Source organism: Flavobacterium cellulosilyticum, from assembly GCF_004349355.1.
GTDB lineage: Bacteria > Bacteroidota > Bacteroidia > Flavobacteriales > Flavobacteriaceae > Flavobacterium > Flavobacterium cellulosilyticum.
On sequence record NZ_SMFK01000003.1, the window covers coordinates 143,868 to 168,397 of the forward strand.

The 24,530-nt window shown below is 34.6% G+C and carries 21 protein-coding genes; 11 read left to right on the top strand and 10 right to left on the bottom strand.

Going from position 1 to position 24,530, the window contains the following annotated elements:
• Positions 1 to 59: 59 nt before the first annotated feature.
• The 4 genes from mobC to E0F76_RS19840 all read left to right on the top strand — a co-directional run bounded on the left by mobC (position 60) and on the right by E0F76_RS19840 (position 4,001).
• A complete protein-coding gene (gene mobC, locus E0F76_RS07075; RefSeq protein ID WP_132003437.1) occupies positions 60 to 2,060 on the top strand; it encodes a conjugal transfer protein MobC in 2,001 nt (666 codons plus the stop codon).
• A 94-nt stretch (positions 2,061 to 2,154) separates the two neighbouring features.
• On the top strand, positions 2,155 to 2,445 hold the full coding sequence (locus E0F76_RS07080; protein ID WP_132003440.1) for a helix-turn-helix domain-containing protein: 291 nt from the start codon (positions 2,155 to 2,157) through the stop codon (positions 2,443 to 2,445).
• A 49-nt stretch (positions 2,446 to 2,494) separates the two neighbouring features.
• Entirely contained in the window at positions 2,495 to 3,751 is a 1,257-nt protein-coding gene (locus tag E0F76_RS07085; RefSeq protein WP_132003443.1) for a type II toxin-antitoxin system HipA family toxin, read from the top strand.
• A 124-nt stretch (positions 3,752 to 3,875) separates the two neighbouring features.
• Positions 3,876 to 4,001 (top strand): hypothetical protein, encoded by a 126-nt coding sequence (locus E0F76_RS19840; RefSeq protein WP_007139579.1) that lies wholly within the window; start codon positions 3,876 to 3,878, stop codon positions 3,999 to 4,001.
• Positions 4,002 to 4,293: 292 nt separating this feature from the next.
• Here the strand turns inward: E0F76_RS19840 and E0F76_RS07090 are convergent, their stop codons facing one another.
• Genes E0F76_RS07090 through E0F76_RS19265 form a run of 3 tightly spaced genes read right to left on the bottom strand, consistent with a single transcriptional unit; the run spans position 4,294 to position 6,426 of the window.
• Positions 4,294 to 4,938 carry a hypothetical protein gene (locus tag E0F76_RS07090; protein ID WP_132003446.1) on the bottom strand — a complete coding sequence of 215 codons (645 nt, stop codon included), beginning with the start codon at positions 4,936 to 4,938 and terminating at the stop codon, positions 4,294 to 4,296.
• Positions 4,916 to 5,923, bottom strand: coding sequence for an adenylate/guanylate cyclase domain-containing protein (locus tag E0F76_RS07095; RefSeq protein WP_165932652.1), 1,008 nt, complete (start codon positions 5,921 to 5,923; stop codon positions 4,916 to 4,918). The genes E0F76_RS07090 and E0F76_RS07095 overlap by 23 nt, the downstream gene beginning before the upstream one ends.
• A 2-nt stretch (positions 5,924 to 5,925) precedes the next feature.
• Positions 5,926 to 6,426 (bottom strand): Pycsar system effector family protein, encoded by a 501-nt coding sequence (locus E0F76_RS19265; protein ID WP_165932653.1) that lies wholly within the window; start codon positions 6,424 to 6,426, stop codon positions 5,926 to 5,928.
• A gap of 121 nt (positions 6,427 to 6,547) precedes the next feature.
• Between E0F76_RS19265 and E0F76_RS07100 the strand changes: the two genes are divergently transcribed.
• The 3 genes from E0F76_RS07100 to E0F76_RS07110 are packed head-to-tail and all read left to right on the top strand — an operon-like array spanning position 6,548 to position 8,334.
• The gene (locus E0F76_RS07100; protein WP_132003452.1) at positions 6,548 to 7,231 is read left to right on the top strand and encodes an RNA polymerase subunit sigma; all 684 of its coding nucleotides are present in this window, start codon (positions 6,548 to 6,550) and stop codon (positions 7,229 to 7,231) included.
• Complete coding sequence (locus tag E0F76_RS07105; RefSeq protein WP_132003455.1) at positions 7,221 to 7,559, top strand: hypothetical protein; 339 nt, start codon at positions 7,221 to 7,223, stop codon at positions 7,557 to 7,559. The genes E0F76_RS07100 and E0F76_RS07105 overlap by 11 nt, the downstream gene beginning before the upstream one ends.
• Complete coding sequence (locus E0F76_RS07110) at positions 7,522 to 8,334, top strand: ImmA/IrrE family metallo-endopeptidase (protein WP_132003458.1); 813 nt, start codon at positions 7,522 to 7,524, stop codon at positions 8,332 to 8,334. Before E0F76_RS07105 ends, E0F76_RS07110 begins: the two co-directional genes overlap by 38 nt.
• 530 nt (positions 8,335 to 8,864) lie before the next feature.
• On the opposite strand, the gene E0F76_RS07115 is transcribed toward E0F76_RS07110, so the two are convergent.
• The 5 genes from E0F76_RS07115 to E0F76_RS07135 form a co-directional block, all read right to left on the bottom strand.
• On the bottom strand, positions 8,865 to 10,946 hold the full coding sequence (locus tag E0F76_RS07115) for a type IA DNA topoisomerase (RefSeq protein WP_132003461.1): 2,082 nt from the start codon (positions 10,944 to 10,946) through the stop codon (positions 8,865 to 8,867).
• 21 nt (positions 10,947 to 10,967) lie between these two features.
• Positions 10,968 to 12,392 carry a DUF3945 domain-containing protein gene (locus tag E0F76_RS07120; RefSeq protein WP_132003464.1) on the bottom strand — a complete coding sequence of 475 codons (1,425 nt, stop codon included), beginning with the start codon at positions 12,390 to 12,392 and terminating at the stop codon, positions 10,968 to 10,970.
• Positions 12,393 to 12,447: 55 nt separating this feature from the next.
• The gene (locus E0F76_RS07125; protein ID WP_132003467.1) at positions 12,448 to 12,786 is read right to left on the bottom strand and encodes a helix-turn-helix domain-containing protein; all 339 of its coding nucleotides are present in this window, start codon (positions 12,784 to 12,786) and stop codon (positions 12,448 to 12,450) included.
• Between the two features lie 255 nt (positions 12,787 to 13,041).
• Entirely contained in the window at positions 13,042 to 13,887 is an 846-nt protein-coding gene (locus E0F76_RS07130; protein ID WP_040474085.1) for an RteC domain-containing protein, read from the bottom strand.
• Between the two features lie 300 nt (positions 13,888 to 14,187).
• Positions 14,188 to 16,620, bottom strand: a complete 2,433-nt coding sequence (locus tag E0F76_RS07135) for an aminotransferase class I/II-fold pyridoxal phosphate-dependent enzyme (protein ID WP_132003470.1) — start codon at positions 16,618 to 16,620, stop codon at positions 14,188 to 14,190.
• A gap of 261 nt (positions 16,621 to 16,881) precedes the next feature.
• Between E0F76_RS07135 and E0F76_RS07140 the strand changes: the two genes are divergently transcribed.
• The 4 genes from E0F76_RS07140 to E0F76_RS07155 all read left to right on the top strand — a co-directional run bounded on the left by E0F76_RS07140 (position 16,882) and on the right by E0F76_RS07155 (position 20,373).
• The gene (locus tag E0F76_RS07140) at positions 16,882 to 17,259 is read left to right on the top strand and encodes a DUF7793 family protein (protein ID WP_132003473.1); all 378 of its coding nucleotides are present in this window, start codon (positions 16,882 to 16,884) and stop codon (positions 17,257 to 17,259) included.
• Positions 17,260 to 17,354: 95 nt separating this feature from the next.
• Positions 17,355 to 18,272 (top strand): helix-turn-helix domain-containing protein, encoded by a 918-nt coding sequence (locus E0F76_RS07145; protein ID WP_165932654.1) that lies wholly within the window; start codon positions 17,355 to 17,357, stop codon positions 18,270 to 18,272.
• Between the two features lie 233 nt (positions 18,273 to 18,505).
• Positions 18,506 to 20,032 (top strand): MauE/DoxX family redox-associated membrane protein, encoded by a 1,527-nt coding sequence (locus tag E0F76_RS07150; RefSeq protein ID WP_132003479.1) that lies wholly within the window; start codon positions 18,506 to 18,508, stop codon positions 20,030 to 20,032.
• Positions 20,033 to 20,112: 80 nt separating this feature from the next.
• On the top strand, positions 20,113 to 20,373 hold the full coding sequence (locus tag E0F76_RS07155; RefSeq protein WP_007139595.1) for a DUF6520 family protein: 261 nt from the start codon (positions 20,113 to 20,115) through the stop codon (positions 20,371 to 20,373).
• Between the two features lie 61 nt (positions 20,374 to 20,434).
• On the opposite strand, the gene E0F76_RS07160 is transcribed toward E0F76_RS07155, so the two are convergent.
• Positions 20,435 to 23,119 (bottom strand): alpha/beta hydrolase family protein, encoded by a 2,685-nt coding sequence (locus tag E0F76_RS07160; RefSeq protein ID WP_132003482.1) that lies wholly within the window; start codon positions 23,117 to 23,119, stop codon positions 20,435 to 20,437.
• The gene (locus E0F76_RS07165) at positions 23,120 to 24,529 is read right to left on the bottom strand and encodes a RagB/SusD family nutrient uptake outer membrane protein (RefSeq protein WP_132003484.1); all 1,410 of its coding nucleotides are present in this window, start codon (positions 24,527 to 24,529) and stop codon (positions 23,120 to 23,122) included.
• Position 24,530: the final 1 nt, after the last annotated feature.

A 24,530-nucleotide genomic window follows, 5' to 3' on the forward strand; every position in this document is an offset into this window, starting at 1 on the left:
GACTTAGGTTCTTTTATGTTCGATCTACTTTCGCTCGTTACATTTTTAAATTTTCAATTATGCAAGGAGAAGACGATTTAAGAGGACTCGCCAAAATAATGGCTTTCATGCGCGCTGTAAGTATCCTTCTAGTACTCATGCACTTTTACTGGTTTTGTTATAGTTTTTTCTTAGAAAAGGGCTGGACGTTACAAGTAATTAATAAGATACTGGGTAATTTCCAACGTACTGCAAGCCTATTCTCTCACACCTTATTCACCAAGATTTTTGCTTTGGTATTGTTAGCATTAAGTTGTTTGGGAACAAAAGGAGTCAAAAACGAAAAAATTAGTTGGTCTAAAATAGCTAGTGCGGTAATCGTTGGATTTATACTTTTCTTTCTCAACACACCTTTGCTGAAGTTGTCTGCTGGTACAGCGATTTCTTTATACATATTCACTACTTCAGCGGGCTATATTTCGTTAATGATGGCTGGAGTTTGGATCAGTCGACTACTGCGTACCAATCTTATGAGCGATGTTTTTAATAATGAAAATGAAAGTTTCATGCAAGAAACCAAATTGATGCAAAATGAATATTCCGTTAATCTGCCAACCAAATTTTATTACAAAGGCAAATGGAACGAAGGTTGGATTAATGTGGTAAATCCTTTTCGAGCTTCCATCGTTTTAGGCACACCTGGATCTGGGAAAAGTTACGCCATTATAAACAACTATATCAAGCAGCATATCGAAAAAGGATTTTCGATGTACATCTATGATTTTAAATTCGATGATCTTTCCACCATTGCTTACAATCATTTACTAAAACATTCAGACAAGTATACCGTTAAGCCAAAATTCTATATCATCAACTTTGACGATCCTAGCAGAAGTCATCGTTGCAATCCCATCAATCCTGATTTTATGACAGACATCTCAGATGCTTATGAATCTGCCTATACCATTATGTTGAATCTTAACCGCAGTTGGATACAAAAACAAGGCGATTTCTTTGTGGAATCTCCCATTATATTACTAGCCGCGATAATCTGGTTTCTAAAGATTTATGACAATGGAAAATATTGTACATTTCCACATGCCATTGAATTGCTCAACAAAAAATATGTTGATGTTTTCACCATCCTTACTTCCTACCCTGATCTCGAGAACTATTTATCTCCGTTTATGGATGCTTGGCAAGGTGGCGCACAAGATCAATTGCAAGGACAAATTGCTTCCGCAAAAATTCCGTTGTCTCGAATGATTTCGCCTCAACTCTATTGGGTAATGACTGGAGATGACTTTTCGTTGGACATCAATAATCCAGATGAACCTAAAATTCTTTGCGTGGGAAACAATCCCGATCGACAAAATATTTACTCTGCTGCCTTGGGTTTGTACAATTCTAGAATTATAAAACTAATCAACAAGAAAGGAAAATTAAAAAGTTCGGTGATAATTGATGAGTTGCCAACGATCTACTTTAGAGGATTAGATAATTTAATTGCCACAGCTAGAAGTAATCAAGTAGCGGTATGTTTGGGATTTCAAGATTATTCACAATTGACACGTGATTACGGTGACAAGGAAAGTAAAGTTATCCAAAATACGGTGGGCAACATCTTTAGTGGTCAGGTTGTGGGAGAAACGGCCAAAAGCTTATCCGAACGATTTGGTAAAGTGTTACAGAAACGCCAAAGTTTAACCATCAACCGAAATGATAAATCAACCTCAATATCTACACAGCTAGACAGCTTGATACCAGCATCAAAAATCTCCACGCTTACGCAAGGTGTGTTTGTAGGAGCAGTTTCAGATAATTTTGACGAACGCATAGAACAGAAAATTTTCCATTCTGAAATTGTGGTAGACAATGAAAAAGTAGCTTCCGAAACCAAAGCATATAAAAAGATACCCGTTATTTTACCTTTCGTTGATGAACATGGCGAAGATAATATGAAAGTCGAAATTGAGGCTAATTACAAACAGATTAAGCGTAATATTGTTCTTATCATAGAAAGTGAATTGGAACGCATTAAAAACGATCCTGATTTGCAACATTTAGTGCAAGAGGGGTAAAATAAATGACCCTAAATAGAAGAAACTCTTATTCAATGTTTGTTATTATGTACATATTTGCTATTTTTGTTCATATTAATGAACATTTATAAAAATGAGTGCAAAAAAGCAAGTCTTATTCCCTAAACATCAACTCCTTTTAGAGCAAATGGGTGAGAATATTAAATTGGCTCGAAAAAGAAGAAAACTCACTGCAATACAAATTGCTGAAAGAGCCGATATTGCTAGAACTACTTTATACCAAATAGAAAAAGGAAATTCTAGTGTGGCAATAGGTGCCTATTTTAATGTTCTGAGAGTACTAGGTTTGCAAGACGATTTTTTAAAAATAGCTGCTGACGACGAGCTAGGTAGAAAACTTCAAGACCTTGACTTATTAACGTAGTCCCTTGATAGAAACAAATTAAACTGATCTCTTATTCAAAACACACAACATGTCACAAAGTAAAACCGACATCTACGTTTACGCCCATTGGCAAGAAATGCAGGAACCTAAACTAATTGGTATCTTATCTGCACAACAAGCCAAAGGTAAAAAAGCATTTAGTTTTGAATACGATAGAAACTGGCTCAAAACAGAACAAAAATTCCTTTTGGATCCAGACATTCAATTATATGGTGGTCCACAATACCCGAACCAAAAAGAAAATTTCGGCATTTTTTTAGATAGCATGCCTGATACTTGGGGACGTACCTTAATGAAACGTCGAGAAGCGCAAGTTGCTAGAGAAAAGAACGAAAAGCCAAAAACACTCTATGATATTGATTTTCTATTAGGTGTATATGATGAAAGTCGTATGGGAGCATTACGATTTAAAACCGACCCGAATGGAGATTTCTTAGATAACAATAAAAACGCTTCTAGCCCGCCCTGGTCTTCCATCAGAGAACTTCAAAATGCAGCAGCGAATTTCGAAAATGACAAAGATAATGACGAGGTCAATAAATGGCTATCGGTTCTTATGGCACCTGGATCTTCATTGGGTGGCGCTAGACCCAAAGCCAATATTTTAGACAACGATAAAAGTCTTTGGATTGCTAAATTCCCCTCCAAAACAGATACTGTAGACAAAGCAGCTTGGGAGTTTCTGGCCTATAAATTGGCTATCAGTGCCGGAATCAACATGGCATCCTGTCGAATAGAAAAAATCATGGGCAACCACAATACTTTCTTTACCAAACGCTTTGACAGGGAGAACGGTGAAAGAATTCATTTTGCTTCGGCTATGACTATGACAGGCAACAATGAAGATACTATAAGAGACAATCCCGCAAGTTATTTAGATATTGCCGAATTCATCAGTAATCAAGGTGCGAACGTAGAAGAAAATTTACACCAACTATGGCGCAGAATCGTTTTTAATATAGCCATTTCTAACACCGATGACCATTTGCGTAACCATGGATTTATTTTAACCAAAGAAGGTTGGATACTCTCCCCTGCTTACGACCTTAACCCATCGATAGACAAAGATGGTTTGGCTCTTAATATTGATATGGACAACAATGCACTGGATTTTGAATTGGCTAAAAGTGTTGGAGAGTACTTTAGATTGAATGGTTTACAAATGGAAAACATAATTCGAGAAGTCATACAAGTTACAAGCAACTGGAAAACAATAGCCACCGAAATAGGAATTGCTAGAGCAGAGTTGGAAATGATGGAAAAGGCTTTAAATCTTAAGCAGTAATTCATCCTAGATATTTGTTTTGAACCTAAGATTATTTCTTTGAAAAAAATATTTTTAATATTACTAAGTTGAAAGTAAAACTTTTTTTTTAACTTTGATTAACAACGTTTTAAAAAACAGAAACATGGCACTTAAAACTGGACCAAAAAGAATAGCGAAATCTACTGGACAACCTGATAAACGTCAACGTGATAATAAAGACACACCAGGTAACACGCCTTCACTAAAACCTCCTAAAAGAAAATCTTAATACAATTTTTGTTTTTTGAAATAGGAATATTATAAGTTATAGTAGCTGTTTTTTATACCTGCAAATAATGACATACCTAATATTTGTTTATTTGAAAAAAACTTAATTGAATCTATAAACTTTAGTTAGATATATCAAATCTACTTGATAACGATATGTTAAACTAAAAAAAATTGATCATTTAGCCTGATTATCTAAGTAAAAACACTTAAATAAACGCCACTAATTTCTATTTCATTTTTCTTTTGAAAATAAATAATAAATTACAATTTCTCGACTTCCTTTATTTTAATTAGTTTCTTAGCAGCCATTTTAATGCCAGTATATCATATTCAATTCTTTTTTTTGACAAATTTTTAATAATAGTATAGGTTTGTATATGGCATCGTTTCAGTTTTTCTTTTTTGCCACAAAAACAATTGTCATTCCTATTCATTTTTGTAGTATTAAAAAAAGATAATAAGTTAATTACTCCTACAATATCCTTTAGTTTAAAGAGTTCATCATAGAACTGCAAAATTCCTTCTGCTCCATGCTCATAATCTCCATTTACCCATTCATTCTCTCTATCAAAATACAATTGATTGGCTAAATAGGGAATAACAAATTTTAAAAAAAACGCTTTAATAGAAATACCTTTTTGACTAATTAAATCAGATTCTTGTAAGGAGCAAACACAACAACTTCCATCTTCGTCAATGTGCCGGTCAGGGATATGCTCAAACTTATTACTGGTTTCAAACAACAATGGAAATCCGTACGGATAATTCCTTGGAATGGCTACATTAATAGTAAAGCTGTCCAAGTAATTATCCGCAGCATCAAAAATGTCAATTTCACCACTTAATATTTTCTTTTTCTCTTTTTCAAACAACTTAAGTTTCGGGAATATTTCCAAAACTTCATGTATATCTTTATCTAAAATTAACTTTTGCATAGGGCCTGTTTTTACCCACAACTTCTTTTAATGAAGCTATACTTGGGATAGTTACTAATTGAGGCTTAATAGTGATTTCTCCTGTAACAGATGTTGCAATATGTTGCGAAGACTTTAGATATTTAAGCCAATCAAACACGTATTGTGTATAATAAAATGCATTATCTTGATCTGAAAAAATATACCTTTTAGCCTCCACTACAGTATAAAACAGTGTGTCAAAATTTGCTTTATCTTTTATATATTGACCAACAACAATTTCGTTACTTCCAGCAAATGCTTGCATTTTGGCAGCTAAACTAGTATGCAAACTATAGGTAGCAATTTCACTAGTATTTTCTTTACCAGCTACTCCCCACAATACTTTATCATCATCACCAAAATCAATTCCAATTTTCGTAAATATTCTTTCTATACCATGTTGCTCAAAAACTCTTTTCAAATCATTTTTAACAAAATAACTGAATAAACTTAAAGCGGTAAGACAGTGCTGTGTTGATTTAGTTTTATCAATATTTTTCCCTCCAAAATACACAAACAAACCATCTCCCTGAATCCTTTGTATAAATCCTCCAAAAAGCTGGCAGACATTTATCGCCGCTAATTGAATAGTATTAGTGATTATCATATTCGTCTCTTCGTCGTACTTTTTGAAAAGATTTGTTGATCCTTTAATATCAATGAAAGCAGAAATGATATAATGTTTCTCTGTATCTGTTGTCCCCTTTAAATGATTAAAATGCGGATGGTGACCAATAATTTGATTATCAAAGGGAATAACTCCCATCTTATTTGCAATTCCAACCAGATCAGTCGAAAGAGATAATTGTGATCTATTACTCATATAGTCACTAATAGTATATTTCCCGAGAGATCCATCATTCGAAAATGTTGCATAGGCTCGTGATTCATTTAAGTTCTTATAGCGTTCATTTCTGTTAAGAGCTTTTTCAATGATGCTTTGGTATTCTGAAAATGTATTCATAATTATATAAATTTTGTTATTAATGTTACTAAGTAGATAAACAGGAAGATAAATTCGACAATAATGATTCTTCCAGCATAATAAAGTTTTTGATATTTTGCTTTTAGTCCTCCCGCCAAACTGTATGCTTGACATGTAAGGTCTAATAGTAATTTTTTATCCGATATAGCATTGATCTTTTTTGCATACTCTTTGAAGGTGTAATTGGTGACATCTTGAAAAAAAATAACTGAAGCACTTTTTTCCGAAGCACTTTTAAGGTATGGAGTGATTGCAATTAATGTTATAGTTATACTTAAAACGGCTAATAGAGCAATAATTGCCATGATAATAAGTGCAAAATGCGTAACATCTTCTGGTTTGGTTGAAGCTGCAATTGTAATAATACCTGCAAGTATAGCAGTATTGAGAGCAAGGTAAAGATTGCTTTTTGTTTGGGTACTTTCAATATAGGTGTCGAAACGACCAATAATGAATTTTATTTGTTCTAATTTTTCTTTCATTTTTTTAAAAAATATTTTTTTGTTATGTTAAATATCAAACTTCAAATCATATATTTGAGAAGTATATGAGTAAAGCCTCACTCATATACCAAAACCGTTACTAACGCTTTTAGGTATATAGATGGAAACTGAATTAAATAGTAGGATAGATTTTGATAAAATTTGTAGTTCTGAACTACTGGATTATGTTTCCTTTAAATCAGAATATCCAGAAGAAGCAGAATATGCTTTTATTGAATTTTGCCGTCGCTTTGAGAAAAAAGTGATTCAAAAAGCTGAAATATATTCTTCGAAATTTGGTTATAGTGCTGTAGTCGCTTTGGAAATAGCGCATTGTGCTTTTGCCCGTGTATGGAAATACCCAAGTTTTAACTTAAAAAAAGCTAAAAGTAAAGATGTTAGTAAAGCTATATTATTATGGCTGTACCCGATAATGTATACACAACTTGTGAAATATGGTGAACAAAACACTTGCGCAGATCCTACAGTCGACGAAGATCTCTCAATAATTACTGATTTAGATGGGCTTGTTAATATAAAATCTCAGAGTGATAATATAGAACACAAAAAGAATCTGAAAATTAAGCTAGAAATTTTAAATAGTGCTTTTGTTGGTCTAAGTGAAAAACAAAAAATTATTTATCTAACATATAAAGCATACGAAGTACCTGGTAAAAACATTCCGAGAAGTATCAGTAAAAAATTGCAAGATATACTTGAACTAACTCAAAGTACAATAAGATTATATAAAAGAGATGCTAATCTTCATGTCGACAATTATATAAAGCAAAGAAATGGCAGATAATAAAAAACAAATTTTCGATTTAGAAACTCTAGATTATTATCTAGGTTCAACTGGCTTTATATGTCCTATCAATGAGCAGCAACTAGATTTATTTGAAAAACTATATGAAGATTTTGATTTTAAACTAAAAGACGCAACAATTGATGTGGCTTCTATTATAAAAAATCAATTAACTAAAAAATCAGTAATTCAACTTTCAAATGATAATAATCCAAATGAAATAAATGAATTAAAGATGGCAGCTAGAAAAGGCAGTAAGGGTTTATCACAGGATGTTATTGATAAAATGTATGGAAAGCATCGAAAAAAATCAGATGATCAAGAATAGTTCACTTTTAGGTATTAAACATTTAGCTGAATCAATAGCTTTAGAATTTTCTGAAATAATTACCCCTTTAGATAAAATTCTTGCTGAAGAAGAACTAGATTTATTTTACGACTCATACGGAGATAGTTTTGATGGCATGACAATTTATGATAATTCTCAGTTTTTTATCCACGTAAATATTGTTAAAGGAAATAGACCAAACACACCTAGGTCTCGTTTTACAATAGCGCATGAACTAGGGCATTATTTCATAGATAATCATAGGATTGGTCTAAAAATAGGACTTCTAACTCCTCATCCATCCAAAAACAATGAAAACACACATTTTAAAATAGAAAGAGAAGCTGATTATTTTGCTTCATGTTTATTAATGCCCGAAGAAAGATTTAAAAAATATATTCAGCGAAAAAAATTCGAATTTTCAATGATCAAATCTTTATCAGAACATTTTCAAACAAGTATCACAGCAACGGCAATCCGTTTTGCAGATATTGGAAACCATCCGCTTATGATTGTTTTTGGAGGAAATGGAGAAATAAAATGGAAATGGAGCAGCGATGATTTCCCTTTCAAATATTTACTGTATAATGATAAAATTCCTGAGAATTCTGTAATGGGTGAATATTTTCAAAAAGCAAGACTTCCAAAAAATACAGAAGATGTTTGGCCAATTGATTGGTTCAATTATGTAAAAGATTATGATGTTCATAGAAAATTTAAAGAACATTGTATTGCTCATAAACACTTAGCATTAAGTATTATATGGGAAGTATAATAAACATATAATTTTTGGTGGTAAACTTCCTTTATCAAAAAATTTGGCATTAATTCTAGGACATTTTAAATAGTAGTTTAATTTTTACTATACCTCTACTTATAACAAATCAATCAGTCTCACTCCAGTCATTCTCTTTGCTTCGTTCGGCTGCTCCAGTCGGTATACCTTCATGATTAAGGTGTAAACGAAAAACTGTTTTTCGGCATACCTACCCTTCGCAGCCACTTCGCAGCCCATAAAAAAAACAGCAACTTAAAAATAAGCAACTGTTTTTTTTAGGCTGTTCCGTTCCTCAGCTCCACACGTTCATTCCTTGCGTTCGGTCAGGCTTATATAAGCAGGATAAAGCTTCATTACTTTACGCTCCGTGCCTACGCTCCACTGCATTCCAGCCCTATCCTACTTATAGCCTTTCTTTTAATAATTTGAGTTGGTACTCAAATTTATTAGATTTATCTTTTCTGCGAGCGTTACTGATTCCTTGATAGTTACTTTTTACTAAAACAAGTACAAATCAATCAACCTATTTATTTCCTTTTCTTCTTTTGGGGAAATATAAAAGAGGTCTCTCCTCCTTCATCCATAGCGATAAAAGCATCGAATTTCTTTCCTGATTTACTTGTCATTCCTTTTATGAGACTGGTCTTTCCTTTAGTTATTAATTCTTCCAAATCTACAAGGCTGAGTTGCATGCCGCATATATTTCGGAACTGAACCCAATTACATTTTTCGTCCCTGCACTTTATCAACTTGTCTCGAAGAATCAATTTTTGGACCTTACATTTTGGACAAATAAGTTCCGGTTGTCGTTCTACTTCTATTGCTAAATCAAGTATTTCTTGAGTTAAAGACCTTGTAAAAGATTCTATTTCTTTCTGGAAGGTTGCTAAATTAGATTCATTATTCTCTATTTTTTGCAAAGCTAGTTCCCAGTTTGCAGTCAATTCTACATTAGCAATATTTTTGTCTTTTACCAATTCATAGACCTTTAATCCTTTTTCTGTCGGCAGTAGTAATTTCTTATCGCGTTTTACATATTCCCTCTTAAAGAGTGTTTCAATAATGGCTGCTCTAGTAGCTGGGGTGCCAATTCCTACACCTTGTATTATTTTACGCTCCTGCTCGTTTTCAATCTGATTCCCTGCGTTTTCCATAGCTGATAACAAGCTTGCTTCCGTATAAATAATTGGTGGTTTAGTTTTCTTTGCTACTATTTTTGCTGTCTTGATCTTTACTTCATCACCAATTTTTAGATCTGGTAACTCTTGAATTGGATCTTTTTCTTCATCGCTAAAATCACCTTTGATAACTCTCCAACCGGCATCTATAATTTTGATTCCTTTTAATCCAAAATCATAGTGTGCCACCTGTAGTACAATGTTCGTTATTTCTTTAGTACAAACCGGAGAAACTGACTCTAATAATCGATTGGCAATCATTTCGTAAATTGCTTTTTCCTTGGCGGATAAAGCGGATGGTATTTTATCTGTTATCAATATACCATGATGATCGGTCACTTTTAAATCGTTGACTATCCGTTTATTCAAACGGTTTAATCTCATTTTAGCAACTATAGCTTTGAATTTCTCAACCTCTTCTATTATCCTTATCAACTTAGCGATTTCTTCCCACATGTCTTCAGGAATATATTTACTCCCAGTACGTGGGTAACTAATGAATTTCTTCTCATAAAGACTTTGAGCAATATTGAGCGTTTCCTCAGCCGTTAGACTTAACCTTGTGTTAGCTTCCTTCTGTAATGCGGTAAGATCAAATAATAATGGTGGTTGCTCATTAACAGTTTTGGTTTCTGTGTCTATTACTAAAGCCCCTCCATGCTTACGCACCGTTTTCAGAACATGCTCAGCCTTTTTACCTTCATCCCATTTAAGTGTAGAAAGACTTTTAAAATCAATGTATTCTTTGTTATGCTCCAATTCAATTTGCCAATATTGTTCAATTGTAAATGACTGGTTTTCTAAAAACCGTTTACAAATTAATGCTAATGTTGGAGTTTGAACCCGACCCAATGAAAAAACACCACTACCACTCGTAACAGTTAGTGCTTGCGAAGCATTAATCCCTACTAACCAATCAGCACGGCTCCTTCCTACTCCAGCCTCATGCAAACTATCAAAGTCTTTTCCTGATTTTAGATTCTCGAATCCTTTAAGAATTGCCTTTTCAGTTAATGAACTAATCCACAATCGTTCGAAAGGTTTAGAGCAGTTTAAATATTCATAGATGTACCGAAAAATAAGCTCGCCTTCTCGTCCTGCATCGGTAGCCACAATGATACTATCGCAGTTTTTAAATAGTTGATTAATAGTATTTAGTTGTTTCAATGCCCCAAGATCACGAATATAAATCTTGTCTTTTTTCATTTTTCGTACTGTCAATAAGAATGGATTAGGTAGTATAGGCAAAGCCTCTCTTTGAAACCCACTAATTCCGTAATCTTCCGGCATAGCTAAAGTAACTAAATGCCCGAACGCCCAGGTTACCTGATATCCATTTCCCATCAAGTAACCTTCTTTCTTTTCTGTAGCTCCTAACAAGAGAGCAATCTCCCGAGCAACACTTGGTTTTTCTGCAATTACTACTTTCATCTGAACAAGTCTTTAGCGTAATTACATTTTTCGACCTTTAGATTTAGCAGCTACTTTGGGTTTCTCTTGTAGTTCTTGTTGCTTTTCAGTTTCAGGGCTATTCTGCTTACTTTTCAAAGGCTCTTTACTATTTTTAGTCGACTCGTTGGTTTTACCTTCTGAATTGACAGCAACCTGTGTTTTACTTTCCTCTTTTGGTTGTGCTTTCTCTTTTAGTTTATTGGGATTGTCAAAAGAAAAATCTGTTTTTCCTGTATCTTTATCGAATGTGATGTAACCTTGGTATTCTTTGCCTTTCATATCAACCAATCCGCTTACATAAACCGTTTGTCCTTCTTTGAATTTTTCAAATTGCGCAGTATCCAATTCTTTCCCTCGAAAAGCTTTTGGAGCTTCAATATCTTGCTTTTCTGCTTGCTTGTTGCTATTTCCTCTATCGAATAAAAACTCAACATATCGCTTATCTGCATTAAACTGTACTGAAGCATTAAATGGTTCTCCTTTTTTGGAAATCATACCTTCTAGATACAAAGGTTTACCTTCTGACAAACTATTTTTTTGTTGATCATCAAGCTTAATGCCTTTGATTTCTTCTGGAATTTTAATGAGGGTTGTTCGAAGTGCAATAAGTTCATTTGTTAACTTGTCGATACTTATAATTGATGGAATTGTTTCTCCTGTTTTGGGATTTGTCAAGTCAACCACTCTCCCCATATTTCCATTTTTCAGCAAATTATCTTTGTCTTCCTTTGTAAATTCATGACCAAAGAATTTAAAATGCAGTTGGGGTTCTTTTCGAATTCCGTGAATTGCCAATACTACTTGCCCATCTTCTTTTGCTTGCAGCGAAAGCCTAGCATCCATTTTAGTGATTGAAGTCCCTAAATCAAGAGTAACAGGAACTAATTCATTTGTTTTGTAGCCTTTGAGCAAAGGTTCTAGGACATTCATTTTTTCAAGTCGTTCTTTAGTTAATCCGAGATTAGACATTGATTTCCAATCGATTTGTTCTACTTTGTAACGGTTTTCCGTTTCCGTTGTCAATTTTGTTGTTTCCATAGTATTCTTATTTTCTTGTTTATAATTTATTTTTATTTCATTTTTGGCTGCTATTTTTTCTACATCTTTGCTAAGATTTTTAATCGCTTTTATTATTTCATTAGCTACAGCAATTGCTTGCTGTGATGAAAAGCTTAAAAAGGGAAAATGGGTAGGATCTTTAAATTGATGGTAGAAATTGGTAAAAAAATTAGTAAACAAATCTCCGTGTTTGTCTATACGCATAAACTGATTTTCATCCTTATTTTTAAGTGCTACCGTTTCCCGTTCTTTATCTTTTCCAATATCCTTATCTACTTCAATTTTCTTATTTTTTGTATCAAGTACTAGTAAGACATCCGAAAATTGTTCTGAAAATTCTGGTCTATCAATAGGTTGTTCGTTCATTACAACAGTATTTAAAATTTCATTACCCGAAAATAATGGGACAAGAACCTTCCAATCAAATAATGACTTCAACTGGCTTGACTTGTCCTATTTTGTCTTTACATCTTACAAAGGGTGCGTTAAAACTATCACGTATAAATTGATGAACATCCGACAATTTATAATAGATTTTGCCACTAATTGTATAGTAAGCCAGTTTACCTGAAGATCTATACCGCTGTAAAGACCTATTACTGATTTTTAACATTTGAAGGACGTCTTGATTATCTAGCAATTCTTCTCCATCAATATTGTTTCTACTTTTTTGGACATCATTCATTTGATCATTCATTAAATCAAATCGGTCCATGATACGTTCCATCCAACTTAGAAATTCCATTCTATCGATATTCATATAGATATGTTTTAATAATTTATACAAAGTTGGAAAACATTTGTACTATGTTTTGCCAAGGTTAGCCAATTGAAAAGAAGATTTTTGAATTTCTAAAAAACATATAGTTGATTGTTTTTCAGATGATTACGTTATTCTTTTACACGAGAAGTTTTATGCAGAGCGAGCTTTACCAATGGGTATATATGGGTAGCTATTATAAAAAAAGCAGTATTTTTGAAACACTGCTTTTAAATGAGGTAAGATTATAATTATTTATAAATCTTTATCCATATACTGCTCTAAAGAAGATTTGAGTTGGTCTAAAAATAAAGTGCGATTACCTGCACGGTCTTTCATCCGATGAAATGCATGATGAATATCTCCCAATTGAACACGAAATAATAGCTGAAAAATTAAACTGATTTTACGGATTCCGACCTTACCATTAGAAATTGCTCCAGATGCGTAAAGGGCATAAATCAATTCTATCACTGCATTTTTGGATTCTGTCCAGAAAACATCTTTGGTGGATTCGGCATTCTGTAAAGCCATCCCCGGCTTGTCTACAGGATTTATTTTGATAATCAGATAATTATAAAGCAGTTCATCCGCTATAATACGGGAAACTTTGTAATCATAATAAGTAGAAAATTGGGTATCAACTTCAAAGATAAAACTGTTAAGGCCCGTATTAAGATTTATCTTCCCCAATTTAAAAAAATCGTGGTCCCTGTCAGTTCGTCCAGAACGATAATACCGGTAAAAATCGGAATTGCAAATATGTTCCTTATATTCCTGCTTTAGCTGCTGTAATTCACTGGAAAAATATTTATAATACATTTTTCCTGTACTCACTGGACAAGAGGTTTCTATTCTGTACATCTTGTTGTAATAGATTAACTTACCCAGTATTTGCGGTTTTATGATTCTAAAGAATTCAATTTCTTCATTTTCATCTGTAAAATGATGCTCCAAAACATGGTTTTTCATACCTGATAATAAATCCTGAAGAAATTTAGTCATACGGTAGGATTCGTCTATTACATGCACTGATTCCAAACTTATTTCCTGTTCTTTTTTCAGTATACTGTAGAGAGCATCTTTATAAGTGGACTGCATCATACTGACAATATTAAAGTGAATAAGTAATACATTTATGTCCTATCTTTTAAGTTCGTTAATGTTTTGTTCATAATGTTATTCCGCTACATATCTTTCCGAGTGTCACTTCATTTGCTTCAATAATTTCATGTCAGACAGCATTGTGGCTGTCTCACAACTCGTGAAAAAGCCTCTTTTTTCATTTTTTTCTCGGTCTTCTAACGGAGACTATCTCAAATATTCAACTCTAAAAGACTTGTTTTAGTTTTGAGACTTCCTCTTTTAAATATTTTTTTAATATTGCTTGTCGATATGCTTTCATCCTTTTACAATTGATTTGTATTCATTTTGCAAAGTATTCATAAGTTCCATTGTGTAATTGTCTCTTGCTTGAACATAAGCCACTTTTGGAATTATTTGGGCTCCTAATTTTCTTTTTTCAAAGGAGGCTGATACTCCAAAGTCTATTTTTTGAAACTCTAGTTCATTGGCTCTTTTTATAGTTTGAAATAACAATTGTCTGTAAAGTTGGTATTCTTTAGCCCATTTATAATCCATACCTATTAATTCTGGCACATAGGTGTGATTGCTGTTTTTGTAGCAAAACATAACTCCATCGAATAGATTTTCGGGCTCTGCTTTCAAGGCTAATATTATAAATTCCCAGTTGGGACTGTCATTCATGCTTTCGAAAATTTCTTGTGTATATCGGAATGTATTGATAGCGTAATTATTGTCTTTTACATTGTTGTAGAGTTGATATGCTCTTGCTATTTCTGATTTGCTTAATTTATCTTTTATCACAACGTTATAGCACTTCTCGTAAGGTTCTATCTCTTTATCGAAATGTTTACGGGAACGAATAGATAATGTTTTTGTAAACTCTTCGTATGAATGCCAAACTTGGTTTTCAATTACACAAGATTCAGGCATGTCTATTTTGAAATACCCTTGGTCTACTATTGTTTTATTGTAGATGTTATCTTTTCCAAAATCTCTTAAAACTAGCATATCTGCATTTAAGGTATTGTATTTTTCTTCCAGCTTATCCAATAATAGTTTTAATGCTTTTTCGGCTAAAGGATGTTCTTGATTGATGAAACAATGTTTTCCTTCTGTAAATAAAGACCCCATACTCAATACTTTTGAGGTGAGGTATAAAGGATTAGTCTTTCTTATTTCTTCCAAATGAATGGAAACAGATTCTGTAGCCAGCATGTCGTCTTTCCAAAGACCGTAGGTAAAAAAGGTCATTAATACTATGTTTCCTTTGTTGTCTTTAATCGTATAATAGTAAAAATCCCATTGGTTTGTTGGGTCTAGGTGCCGGCTGAATGTATTCTCTAAATAAACAAGTCCTTCCCAATCGAAAATGTTTTGCTTTCCCATATACTGGTTCCATTCCGATTTCATAATATTCTGAATGGTATTTTTTTCTTCGATAAAAAGCTCCTGATCTTTTGAATCTGAAATCTTTTCAGCTTTTTTACTGTCAATTCCAAAAGCCTGTCTGATTTTGTTTTCGCTATTATTTGTTTCTTCCAAAGCTTTAGAAAAATGATATTCCATTGCTTCGGACAAAGCTGTAATGTCCTGTTGTTGATTATGACTGGATAGCGTAATTCTAATCCCAGTATTCTTGATAGGTACAGCAGGATAAATTCCCAAATTCAGAAAAAAACCTTCCTTGAATAAACGTTTCACAAAGTTATAAGCGGTTGCAGGTGTGCCCATGCCCAAAAAGAAAACCGGCGAATCATTTTTTGAGATTATTGGAAGGTTTCCTTTCGACAGCAATTGGTTGAAGTAGGTAATTTTATCCGCCAAGTCTTTTTGTTTTAACTCTATTTCAGGAGATAAATGTATGTTTGCAGAGGCAATTGCAGCTGCTACAGAGGCCGGTTCCAGTTGAGCAGAAAAAGTAAGCGGTCCACCAAAATTTTTAATTTTGTCTCTCAATTTTTGATTCTTGCAAAATACTGTAGCACCACTAGCTCCAAAGGTTTTACTAAGTGTGCTTACCACAATACAATTTTCAGGTAATTCTTTAATAGCGTCAAAAATAAAACCGGTTCCGTTTTTGCCTTTCCAACTCATTCCATGAACATCATCAAAATAAAGGTTTAGTTGTGTATATTTTTGAGTTAATGCCAATAATTCTGGGATGGGTACGTAATCCCCAAACATAGAGTATACACCATCAGCCATATACCAGATTTTCTTGCATTTGGATGTTAGTTGTTTGATTTTATCTTCCAACATATCCAAATTGCTGTGTCTGATCATTTCTACCGGAATTCCTCGCAGTTTTAAAAGTTGGCAGGCATTTTGGACACTCCAGTGTACTTGATGATCTAATATTACAGCATCTTCATCTCTAATGAGCGTTGGAATAATAGCTAAATGCCCCAGCGTACTGTTTTTGGTAATAATAGGCGGAATACCATACATTTGTTCTATTTTACTTTCCAGTTCACTATATAATGGATGCGAAATATATGACTTAGAAAGTGGAAATTGTGTACCATAATTGTGTATGGCTGCTATTGCAGCTTCTTTTAATCGGATGTCTTGTTCGAGCCCCAGGTAACCAGTAGTACCAAAATGAAACATTTTTTGGCCTTTTATTTGTAATGTTCGCCCATTCAATTTTTGATCTTCAGCATAAAGATGGAGCACTCCTTCTTTTTTAGCTCCCGATAGTACTTCATCGACCGTATCAATGAAGTTGTTGTGTTTAATTTTTGCCATTTTTTTAATTTTAAATTGTTCCTGTCCAAAATTTCATGAAATTTTAGAGTGTGTTCGAGATTGTTTATTGAATAAAATTCCAAATAAAAATTTAATCGCCGACATTTACTTGTAAAAAAATCCTTATATGATAACTAATACTCCCGAAATGATAATTTTTATAGTCAGTTAGTTTTAATTGCGCTATTTTACTTTAGCTTTTATAATTTTCTACTATTTTTTTTACTAAATTGTGTCGTTTTATTGTAAAATCATTGTAAAATGAGATATAATCATCATGAGAATGAGTATGCCAAATTCTGGATTCGTGACGACATTCTGTTTGTTGAATATAAACCTAATGTTGTTATCGATTTGGCTTCTGCCCAGCGTATTGTAGCCGATCGAGTTATGGTGCAAAATGAAAAAGCGTACCCTGTTTTTTGTGACATAAGAGGTTTAGTGGATTCAGATAAGGCCGCTAGGGATTATTTGTCTCAATCTGGTTCTATTTTAACCAAAGCAGTAAGTCTGGTAGTTCATCAGAGCATTTCTTTAATTTTGACTTCTTACTATCTTAAAATCTGCAAACCAAGTGTCCCAACAAAACTATTTACGGATGAGACGGCTGCTTTGGCTTTTTTGGAACCCTATATTTAATATTCTAATTAACTTTTTTCTAGACTATTTTATTTAAAGCCCCAACTATTATGCAACAGGAAATCAATCAACAGCGAATTCAAAATATGTATCAGATGCTCCTTGAAATGGCGGCAGGTAATTTTACAAATCGAATTCAGCGTACCGAGCAAGACGATGAATTGGAGGCACTAGTTATGCTCATTAATATGGTTGCAGAAGAAATGAAGGAATCTGTTTTTCACTCAGGCTTTGTGAATCCTCATTATACCCATACCCATCTTGTTCAAATTACTTTTGTTCTGGATGCTGATTTTGTTATCCGAGACTATATTTCCACTGTTCCCAAGGTGTTAGGATTTTCGCCTGATGCTCTCCATAATAAACCTTTCAGTACTATACTTTCGCAGAAATCCTTGCCGATATGGAATCGTGTTACAGCAGCATTACTTCAGGATACTACCTACAATAATACCGAACAGCTCATTTATATTAGCCAAGAGCAATTGCTTGTCCCTTGCTTTTGCACTATTTCACGACTGATACACGACACCTCTATTTTAGTTAGTTCCGTTATTACTGTTATTGCCGATCCTATAGCTGCTGAAACTTTAGTTTCCGCTGATGATCCCGATTTGCATGGAGGACTCAGTAGCTATTCTGATGTACAATTGATGCAACATGTTTATGATTACATTTTAGTGCATTTGGATTCACCGTTGCCTTCCATGAAAGAACTTTCGAGGATTTTTGGAACCAATGACAATAAACTGAAATCTGGATTTAAACATTTATTTAAAACGAGTATTTACCAATTTTATGCTACTGAACGGCTAAAAAGAGCTCATCTTTTGATCCAACAAACGACCATACCTCTAAAAAGTATTGCTTTCATGGCTGGATTTCCGATCTATCCTAATTTTTCAAGAGCTTTTAAAAAACGATTCGGCTATACCCCAATGGACATTAAGAGAAGGCTTTCGGGTGTTTTATTATGGATAGTGAGTTCTGCTTTGTGGGATGTGGGGGTTTGAGCTGTCTGTTTTAGGTTAAGGGTTTGGGTTATTATCGGCTATGAGTTTTGCCCTTCGACTTCCCTCGGTATTAATTTCTAGGATGTGAAGGAAAGAGGTATTAGCGAAAAAATCTGCGAAACGCTCCGTTATTTAAAAAACTCCTTTTTGGATAACTCAAGCTCCCAAATTGATAACGCTTTTTTCTTTCTTTTTCGGAATTTTATATCGGATTAAATTTAAAGTTTAGCGATATGAAATTACGTGCCACCATCCAAAGTATTCTTCTCAATAGCATCTGCCTGCTGTATGTTTTATTGTTTGTTTATGCAGCAGTAAGTAAACTACTAGATTTTGAAAACTTTCAAGTACAGCTGGGACAATCCCCTCTGCTGAGTGCTTTTGCAGGATGGGTTTCATGGGGCGTTCCGGTCATTGAACTGCTTATTTCGATTTTTATTGTTATTCCTCGTTTTCGGATTGTAGCACTATATGCGGCTTTCAGTCTCATGGTACTGTTTACTGCCTATATCTTTATTGTTCTGAATTACAGTTCATTTGTTCCTTGTTCCTGTGGAGGAATTCTTGAAAAGCTAGGATGGAAAGAACATTTGGTGTTCAACATTTTCTTTATCGCAATAGCTGTTATAGCCCTTTTTATTTCACCAGGTTATAGCATGGTGGGACGAAAATCCAGAAGATGCTTTATTTCTACAACACTTTTGATACTTAGCATTATTTGTGTCGGATTTATGACCCTACTTTTCATCATTTCAGAAGATATTGTTCACCATCGTAATAATTTTGTCAGACGATTCCCTCCCGTTTCTGTTAGAAAAGCATATCAAGTAGACCTAAAGTACAATTCTTATTATTTTGCAGGTGAAGGCGACGGAAAAATATATCTAGGCAATAGTACAGCACCTGCACAGGTAGTGTCACTAGATACGATACTGCAAAACAAAAAGATACATTACATATTTATTGATGATAACAAAATAAAATTCAACGCAGTTCAAGTCAGAGTTTTTCCTCCAAATTTTTATGTTCTTGATGGGACTGTACCATGCATTTTCAAAGGTAAAATAGTCGACTGGAAAGCAACATTGAAAATGTATGGGACAACTCATTTTTCTATTGCTGAATTGGTAGATTCGAATGTAGTTGCATTTAGAAAGATTAGTAATCAGAATGGTGAAAATATTCTTGGTACAATTAGTTTTGATGGCGAAACCGTTGTGAAATATCATTCAGAGTTACTACAGAAACAAATCGATGGCGTATTCGATACTGATGGTACAATGCAGTACAGCAGAGAACTGAAGAAATTTGTATATCTGTATTATTACAGAAATCAATTTATTGTCACAGACAATCGATTAAACCTGTCCTATCGGGGAAACACTATAGACACAACATCAAAAGCCAGACTTAAAATTGCATGGGTTAAAAAGCGGAAAGAGAAAAAATTCTCTATTCCACCTTTTACCGTTAACCGAACTAGCAGTGTTCATAACAATTTACTATTTGTGAATTCCGTTTTACCCGGTCGTTATGAGTCTTTAGAAATGTGGAAACAGGCAAGTATTATTGATGTATATAGTATTGAAAGTCAAGATTATCTTATGAGCTTCTATATTTACAATAACGACGGTAAACGAATGAGTAGTTTTATAGTTACTGATACACACCTTTTCGCATTGATTGGGAATGCGATTGTAAGTTATAGCCTTCAAAAGGAGATAAAAGAAGAAATGAAAGTACATAATAATTTAAAATGAAATACCGGCCGGTAGCAGGGATTAGATCGAAAACCTGTAAAAAAGAGTAGATCATATTTTTAATTTTAATATTTAATATCATGAAAAATTTAGTAAAAGTAATTATGCCCGTAGCAGCTTTTATGCTTGCCTCGGCTGGTGCAGTAAGCACAAATGGAGCCAATAGTACAAAAAACGCTACTGTTGCAATACAGGGATGGAATCGTGTTTCTCCAAATGCGCCATGTACAGAACTAAGAATGTGTAACAATGTCGGCAGTACTATTTGTACTCTTTCAGGTGTACAGGCTTTTGAAAAAGTAGGTGCGAACTGCACAAAAGAGCTCTACCACAAAAATTAGTTGTTCTTTTTGAAACTTTTTTAAAAACAATGCAGGCTTAAAAACGGCCTGCATTGTTGTTTTATTTTGTGCCATTTACGATCCATTTTGCTTCTGATTTATCCTTTAGATAGTAATCAAACCACTCCTCGATACGACGTGTAAGATCCTTTTGATGTGATCTATCGTAAATTACATGGCGGTCACTTGGGTATACTAACATAATTTCTTTCTTGAAGCATCTTTGTAATGCAAGATAAAAAGCAATGCTTTGATAATAATGTATTTGTCTGTCTTCTTCACCGCTCCACAATAGTAAGGGCGTATTTACTCTATCTGCATGTGCCACAGGTGAGTTTCGGTCATAACCATCCTTATCCTCAAAAAGTGATTTATTCATACGGAGCTGCTGGCTTTCATAGCGCCAGATTTCGGCCGAACCTAAAGGCCAGCCAATTGAAAGATAATGACTCCTAAGATCAGATATTCCAGCACCCGATACTGCCGCTGCAAAAAGGTCAGTTTGGGTAATAATAAAATTGGTTTCATAACCTCCAAAGGAATGTCCTGTCAGTCCAATCTTATCAGAATTTACTAATCCTCTTCTGATTACTTCTTTCGTTGCGGCTATAGTACAATCCGCTGCAGATAGACCTGGATTTCCCATTTCGTATTCAATATCCGGAAGCAATACAAAGTAGCCTTTGGCCGTCAGATTCGCAATATTGAATCCTTCCATATTGAATTGTGATGGATTAAAATAACGATGTAGTCTGTCAAATAGTTTTTCATATATATGTACTACCATCGGATATTTTTTTTCTGGATTATATGCCGCGGGATAGAACAAAACTCCATTTAACTTTATGCCTTTTGAATTTCTATAGTGAATAGCTTCCGCTTTTCCCCAGAGATAATTTTTATGTTGATAATTACTCTGTATCAGGATATTTACTTTATCATTTTTACTATTTTTTATTTTTAACGATGGAGGTCGGTCAAAATCTTCTTCCTGATAAATATAGACATGATTACCCTCGGCTTTGGCCAAATTTGAAATAAAGCCTGTCCCCCAAGCTATGGGATACATTCCTTTTTTTCGATCTAATATAAAATATCCATTATCTTCTTTAGCTGTTGCCTCCAGAAGCAAATTGTTAACATCAATTGCTAAACCTGTAAACCCATCAAAATTGCTTTTACGACTTAAATCGATTCCAGGTCTTTTAACTCTATAACTAATCCCTTTTTCCATGCCAAAAGTAATTCGTTGACAAGAAGATCCATTGGTTGTAATTTCCCATAGATCATACTGATCACGTAATACTATAGTCTGTCCATCAAGACCCCATCCTTCAACACCAAAGGAGGTTGGTTCCCCGTTTTCTTCACTTAATAGTGCTAGGTTCATTTTTTTTGTGACGTTCGTGTAAGTACCAGCTGAAAAACTGTAAATCCACCAGTTTCCTTTCGTGAAATAGGCAGCATATTTGCCATCTGGAGAAATGCTCAAATTATTCATATCTGTAGATTGGTTTTCAAGCCACAACCTAGTTTTACCTGATTTAAGTTCTGTTAGGAAAAAATTTGTATTCGGATACAGCTTGTATTGTAGTTCCCGATCCGTCGGATTAAAGGTTATGGCGTATTCCTGCTTCCCATCTAAAACAACAAATGGTTTATCATCACTGGCAATTTGAATAAAACTGTTTTCACGTGGCCACCAAGCGGCAAGTTTGGCAATGATTTCCCAATCGCGGTATTCTTTTCTTTGTGGATAAAGACGCTTGTCATTGCCATTCCAAATTTGCACTTCATTATCTGCATATTCTGCTGTCGGTATTTTTTTTATCAAGCCAAAAAAGATCTTGCTACCATCATCAGAAATAGTAAGTCTGCTTTCATATCCGTTAGCTATGCGAAGGTCATCAGGAAAGTTGTTTATTCTTTCTGGCTCAAAATGATACATTTTTTGCTCTTTCAATCTGTAATAAAAAACGGTATTTCTTTCATTGCCAGAAACAGCATCCCCTAAGTGTTGCAGGAAAGCAAAGCTTTGCCCACTGTTCTGCCAGACCATGTTTGTAAATGTGCCAGCTTTGTCCTGAACAATAATCTTTTTTGCTATTAAATTGCGCATCGTTATCTGAACAATGCTATTGTTGTTACCCTCCGTTACTGAACACAGCATAGTATCGCCTGCAGGATTTAATTTATAACTACTAACACCAATAATACTGTCAAGTATTTTACCATTGGTATCCCTTATGCAAACCCAATTTACGGAAGCAGCCCTGTTTTGTGTTATCAGAAACTTACCATTTGTAGTAAATAAAAAGGACGTTACACTCGGAATAAATTTTCTTGAAGCCGTTTCCATATTGAGTAACTCAAGTCCTTTTCCAGGAACCAAACAGGCAAACTGTGATTCTTTATTAAAAGTTCCAGTGGTACTCTCCGGAAATTTGTGGGTTGTCGTGGCAGCAGCATTTTTCACGAACAGTGTATCCGGGTGCTCGTCGTAATCCATTCGATAGCTTACCCAATTTCCAAGGTCTGAAATTTTATCAAAATATAATGTTCCCCAGAGGTGGTAATCTGCCTCGGTTACCGGTGCTTTTGGCTGAACCTGTCCGAATACCGGATAGCAAACCAACCAAAAAAACACGTATAAAGCCAATTTAGGCGGTAACTTCTGCCGTATCGCTAAGTGCTTGTTGCAGAACTTTATGTGTTGCAGCAACAAACTATTTTGTATCTGATTCATTTAATAGCCTGGATTTTGAGGTTTGAGGTATGGATTTACCTGAAGTTCCGATTGCGGAAGCGGCCAAAGAGAATCACTACTGTTCCAGCCCAGTTTATTGCCAATTACTGCATCAAGTTTGCCAGTGCGTTTTAGGTCGAAAAAACGCTGTCCGTGTTCGGTGAAAAATTCCAGCCTTCTCTCTTTAATTATTGCATCTACGATGTCACTTGCGTTATCAGCAGAGGTATCAGTTAGCCCCGCAGTGTGTCTAATCTTATTCAAGTCTTCTTTTGCGCCAATCAAGTCTCCTTGTTGCGCCCGTGCCTCGGCGCGAATCAAGTATTGTTCCGCAAGGCGAAAAATTATGGAGTATTCGGTTGTTGCTCCGGTATCTGTCTTCTCTTTATATTTGAATGCATGATACCAAGTATCGGTACCGTCTGTCACTGCTAGTGTCCAATGGCTTTTCCGCAGATCTCCAGCTGTAAAAGATGACATTAACTCATTAGTAAGTGCGACAGTTGGCGGCGGTCCTGAGGAAAAAATAAACACCATACCTTCTTCAGTATTGTGCCCTTCGTAGGCAGGCGCCAATTGCCAGATGGTTGTGGTGCTTTCCTTCAGGAAAATATTATCGAGGTTTTCATCCCAAACATAAAGCGATTCATTGTTAAGAACTGCAGAAGCCATATTAGAAGCCTCTGACCAAGCACCAGTATACAAATATACACGAGCCAGTAAAGCCTGTGCGGTAGCTTTGTTTGGACGCACCCTGTTTGCACTTACATAATCTTGGGGTAACAAGTCAATTGCTACTTTCAGGTCGGCTATGACTTTATTGTACACCTCAATTGTTGTCATCCGGGTTGCCACGCTATTTGCTTTATAGTCAGTAGTTGCAACATAAGGGACATCACCAAAAATATTGACGAGATAGAAATGATTTAGCGCACGTACAAAAAGTGCCTCACCCTTCAATTGGCTCTTGTCTGCTACTGCGAGGGCAATAGAATTATCTACACCATTAATTACTGCATTTGCGGCATATATTTGATTGTAAGCCGAGTTCCACATTGAAGAAATAAGAGCATTTGATGCCAGTATTGAATTATTATAAAATGGCTCAGACGAATAGGATCCAGTTTCATATGCTATTAGTTCATCACTATAGTTCCCCATCAGATTACCAATGCCGGAAAGCTTGCCCGTTATTATGCCATTTTCCCTTATTTGTGCATAAATATCGGTCATTGCAGCCTCAGCAGTGGCTTTGCTCTCAAATACCGCACTAGAGGTTAGTTGCGAATTGGGTTGGTCTGTATCCACGAAGCTATCACAGCTAAATAGGATGCCGCACAATGCAACAAGCCAAGCTGAGAATAACATAGTTTTGTTTCTCTTTACGAAAATGTATATTTCTTGGTTCATA

Bases quoted from the DNA above. Each gene is read 5' to 3' on its own strand.
- mobC (WP_132003437.1), top strand. From the start codon at position 60: ATGCAAGGAGAAGACGATTTAAGAGGACTCGCCAAAATAATGGCTTTC.
- E0F76_RS07080 (WP_132003440.1), top strand. From the start codon at position 2,155: ATGAGTGCAAAAAAGCAAGTCTTATTCCCTAAACATCAACTCCTTTTA.
- E0F76_RS07085 (WP_132003443.1), top strand. From the start codon at position 2,495: ATGTCACAAAGTAAAACCGACATCTACGTTTACGCCCATTGGCAAGAA.
- E0F76_RS19840 (WP_007139579.1), top strand. From the start codon at position 3,876: ATGGCACTTAAAACTGGACCAAAAAGAATAGCGAAATCTACTGGACAA.
- E0F76_RS07090 (WP_132003446.1), bottom strand. From the start codon at position 4,938: ATGCAAAAGTTAATTTTAGATAAAGATATACATGAAGTTTTGGAAATA.
- E0F76_RS07095 (WP_165932652.1), bottom strand. From the start codon at position 5,923: ATGAATACATTTTCAGAATACCAAAGCATCATTGAAAAAGCTCTTAAC.
- E0F76_RS19265 (WP_165932653.1), bottom strand. From the start codon at position 6,426: ATGAAAGAAAAATTAGAACAAATAAAATTCATTATTGGTCGTTTCGAC.
- E0F76_RS07100 (WP_132003452.1), top strand. From the start codon at position 6,548: ATGGAAACTGAATTAAATAGTAGGATAGATTTTGATAAAATTTGTAGT.
- E0F76_RS07105 (WP_132003455.1), top strand. From the start codon at position 7,221: ATGGCAGATAATAAAAAACAAATTTTCGATTTAGAAACTCTAGATTAT.
- E0F76_RS07110 (WP_132003458.1), top strand. From the start codon at position 7,522: ATGGAAAGCATCGAAAAAAATCAGATGATCAAGAATAGTTCACTTTTA.
- E0F76_RS07115 (WP_132003461.1), bottom strand. From the start codon at position 10,946: ATGAAAGTAGTAATTGCAGAAAAACCAAGTGTTGCTCGGGAGATTGCT.
- E0F76_RS07120 (WP_132003464.1), bottom strand. From the start codon at position 12,392: ATGAACGAACAACCTATTGATAGACCAGAATTTTCAGAACAATTTTCG.
- E0F76_RS07125 (WP_132003467.1), bottom strand. From the start codon at position 12,786: ATGAATATCGATAGAATGGAATTTCTAAGTTGGATGGAACGTATCATG.
- E0F76_RS07130 (WP_040474085.1), bottom strand. From the start codon at position 13,887: ATGCAGTCCACTTATAAAGATGCTCTCTACAGTATACTGAAAAAAGAA.
- E0F76_RS07135 (WP_132003470.1), bottom strand. From the start codon at position 16,620: ATGGCAAAAATTAAACACAACAACTTCATTGATACGGTCGATGAAGTA.
- E0F76_RS07140 (WP_132003473.1), top strand. From the start codon at position 16,882: ATGAGATATAATCATCATGAGAATGAGTATGCCAAATTCTGGATTCGT.
- E0F76_RS07145 (WP_165932654.1), top strand. From the start codon at position 17,355: ATGCTCCTTGAAATGGCGGCAGGTAATTTTACAAATCGAATTCAGCGT.
- E0F76_RS07150 (WP_132003479.1), top strand. From the start codon at position 18,506: ATGAAATTACGTGCCACCATCCAAAGTATTCTTCTCAATAGCATCTGC.
- E0F76_RS07155 (WP_007139595.1), top strand. From the start codon at position 20,113: ATGAAAAATTTAGTAAAAGTAATTATGCCCGTAGCAGCTTTTATGCTT.
- E0F76_RS07160 (WP_132003482.1), bottom strand. From the start codon at position 23,119: ATGAATCAGATACAAAATAGTTTGTTGCTGCAACACATAAAGTTCTGC.
- E0F76_RS07165 (WP_132003484.1), bottom strand. From the start codon at position 24,529: ATGAACCAAGAAATATACATTTTCGTAAAGAGAAACAAAACTATGTTA.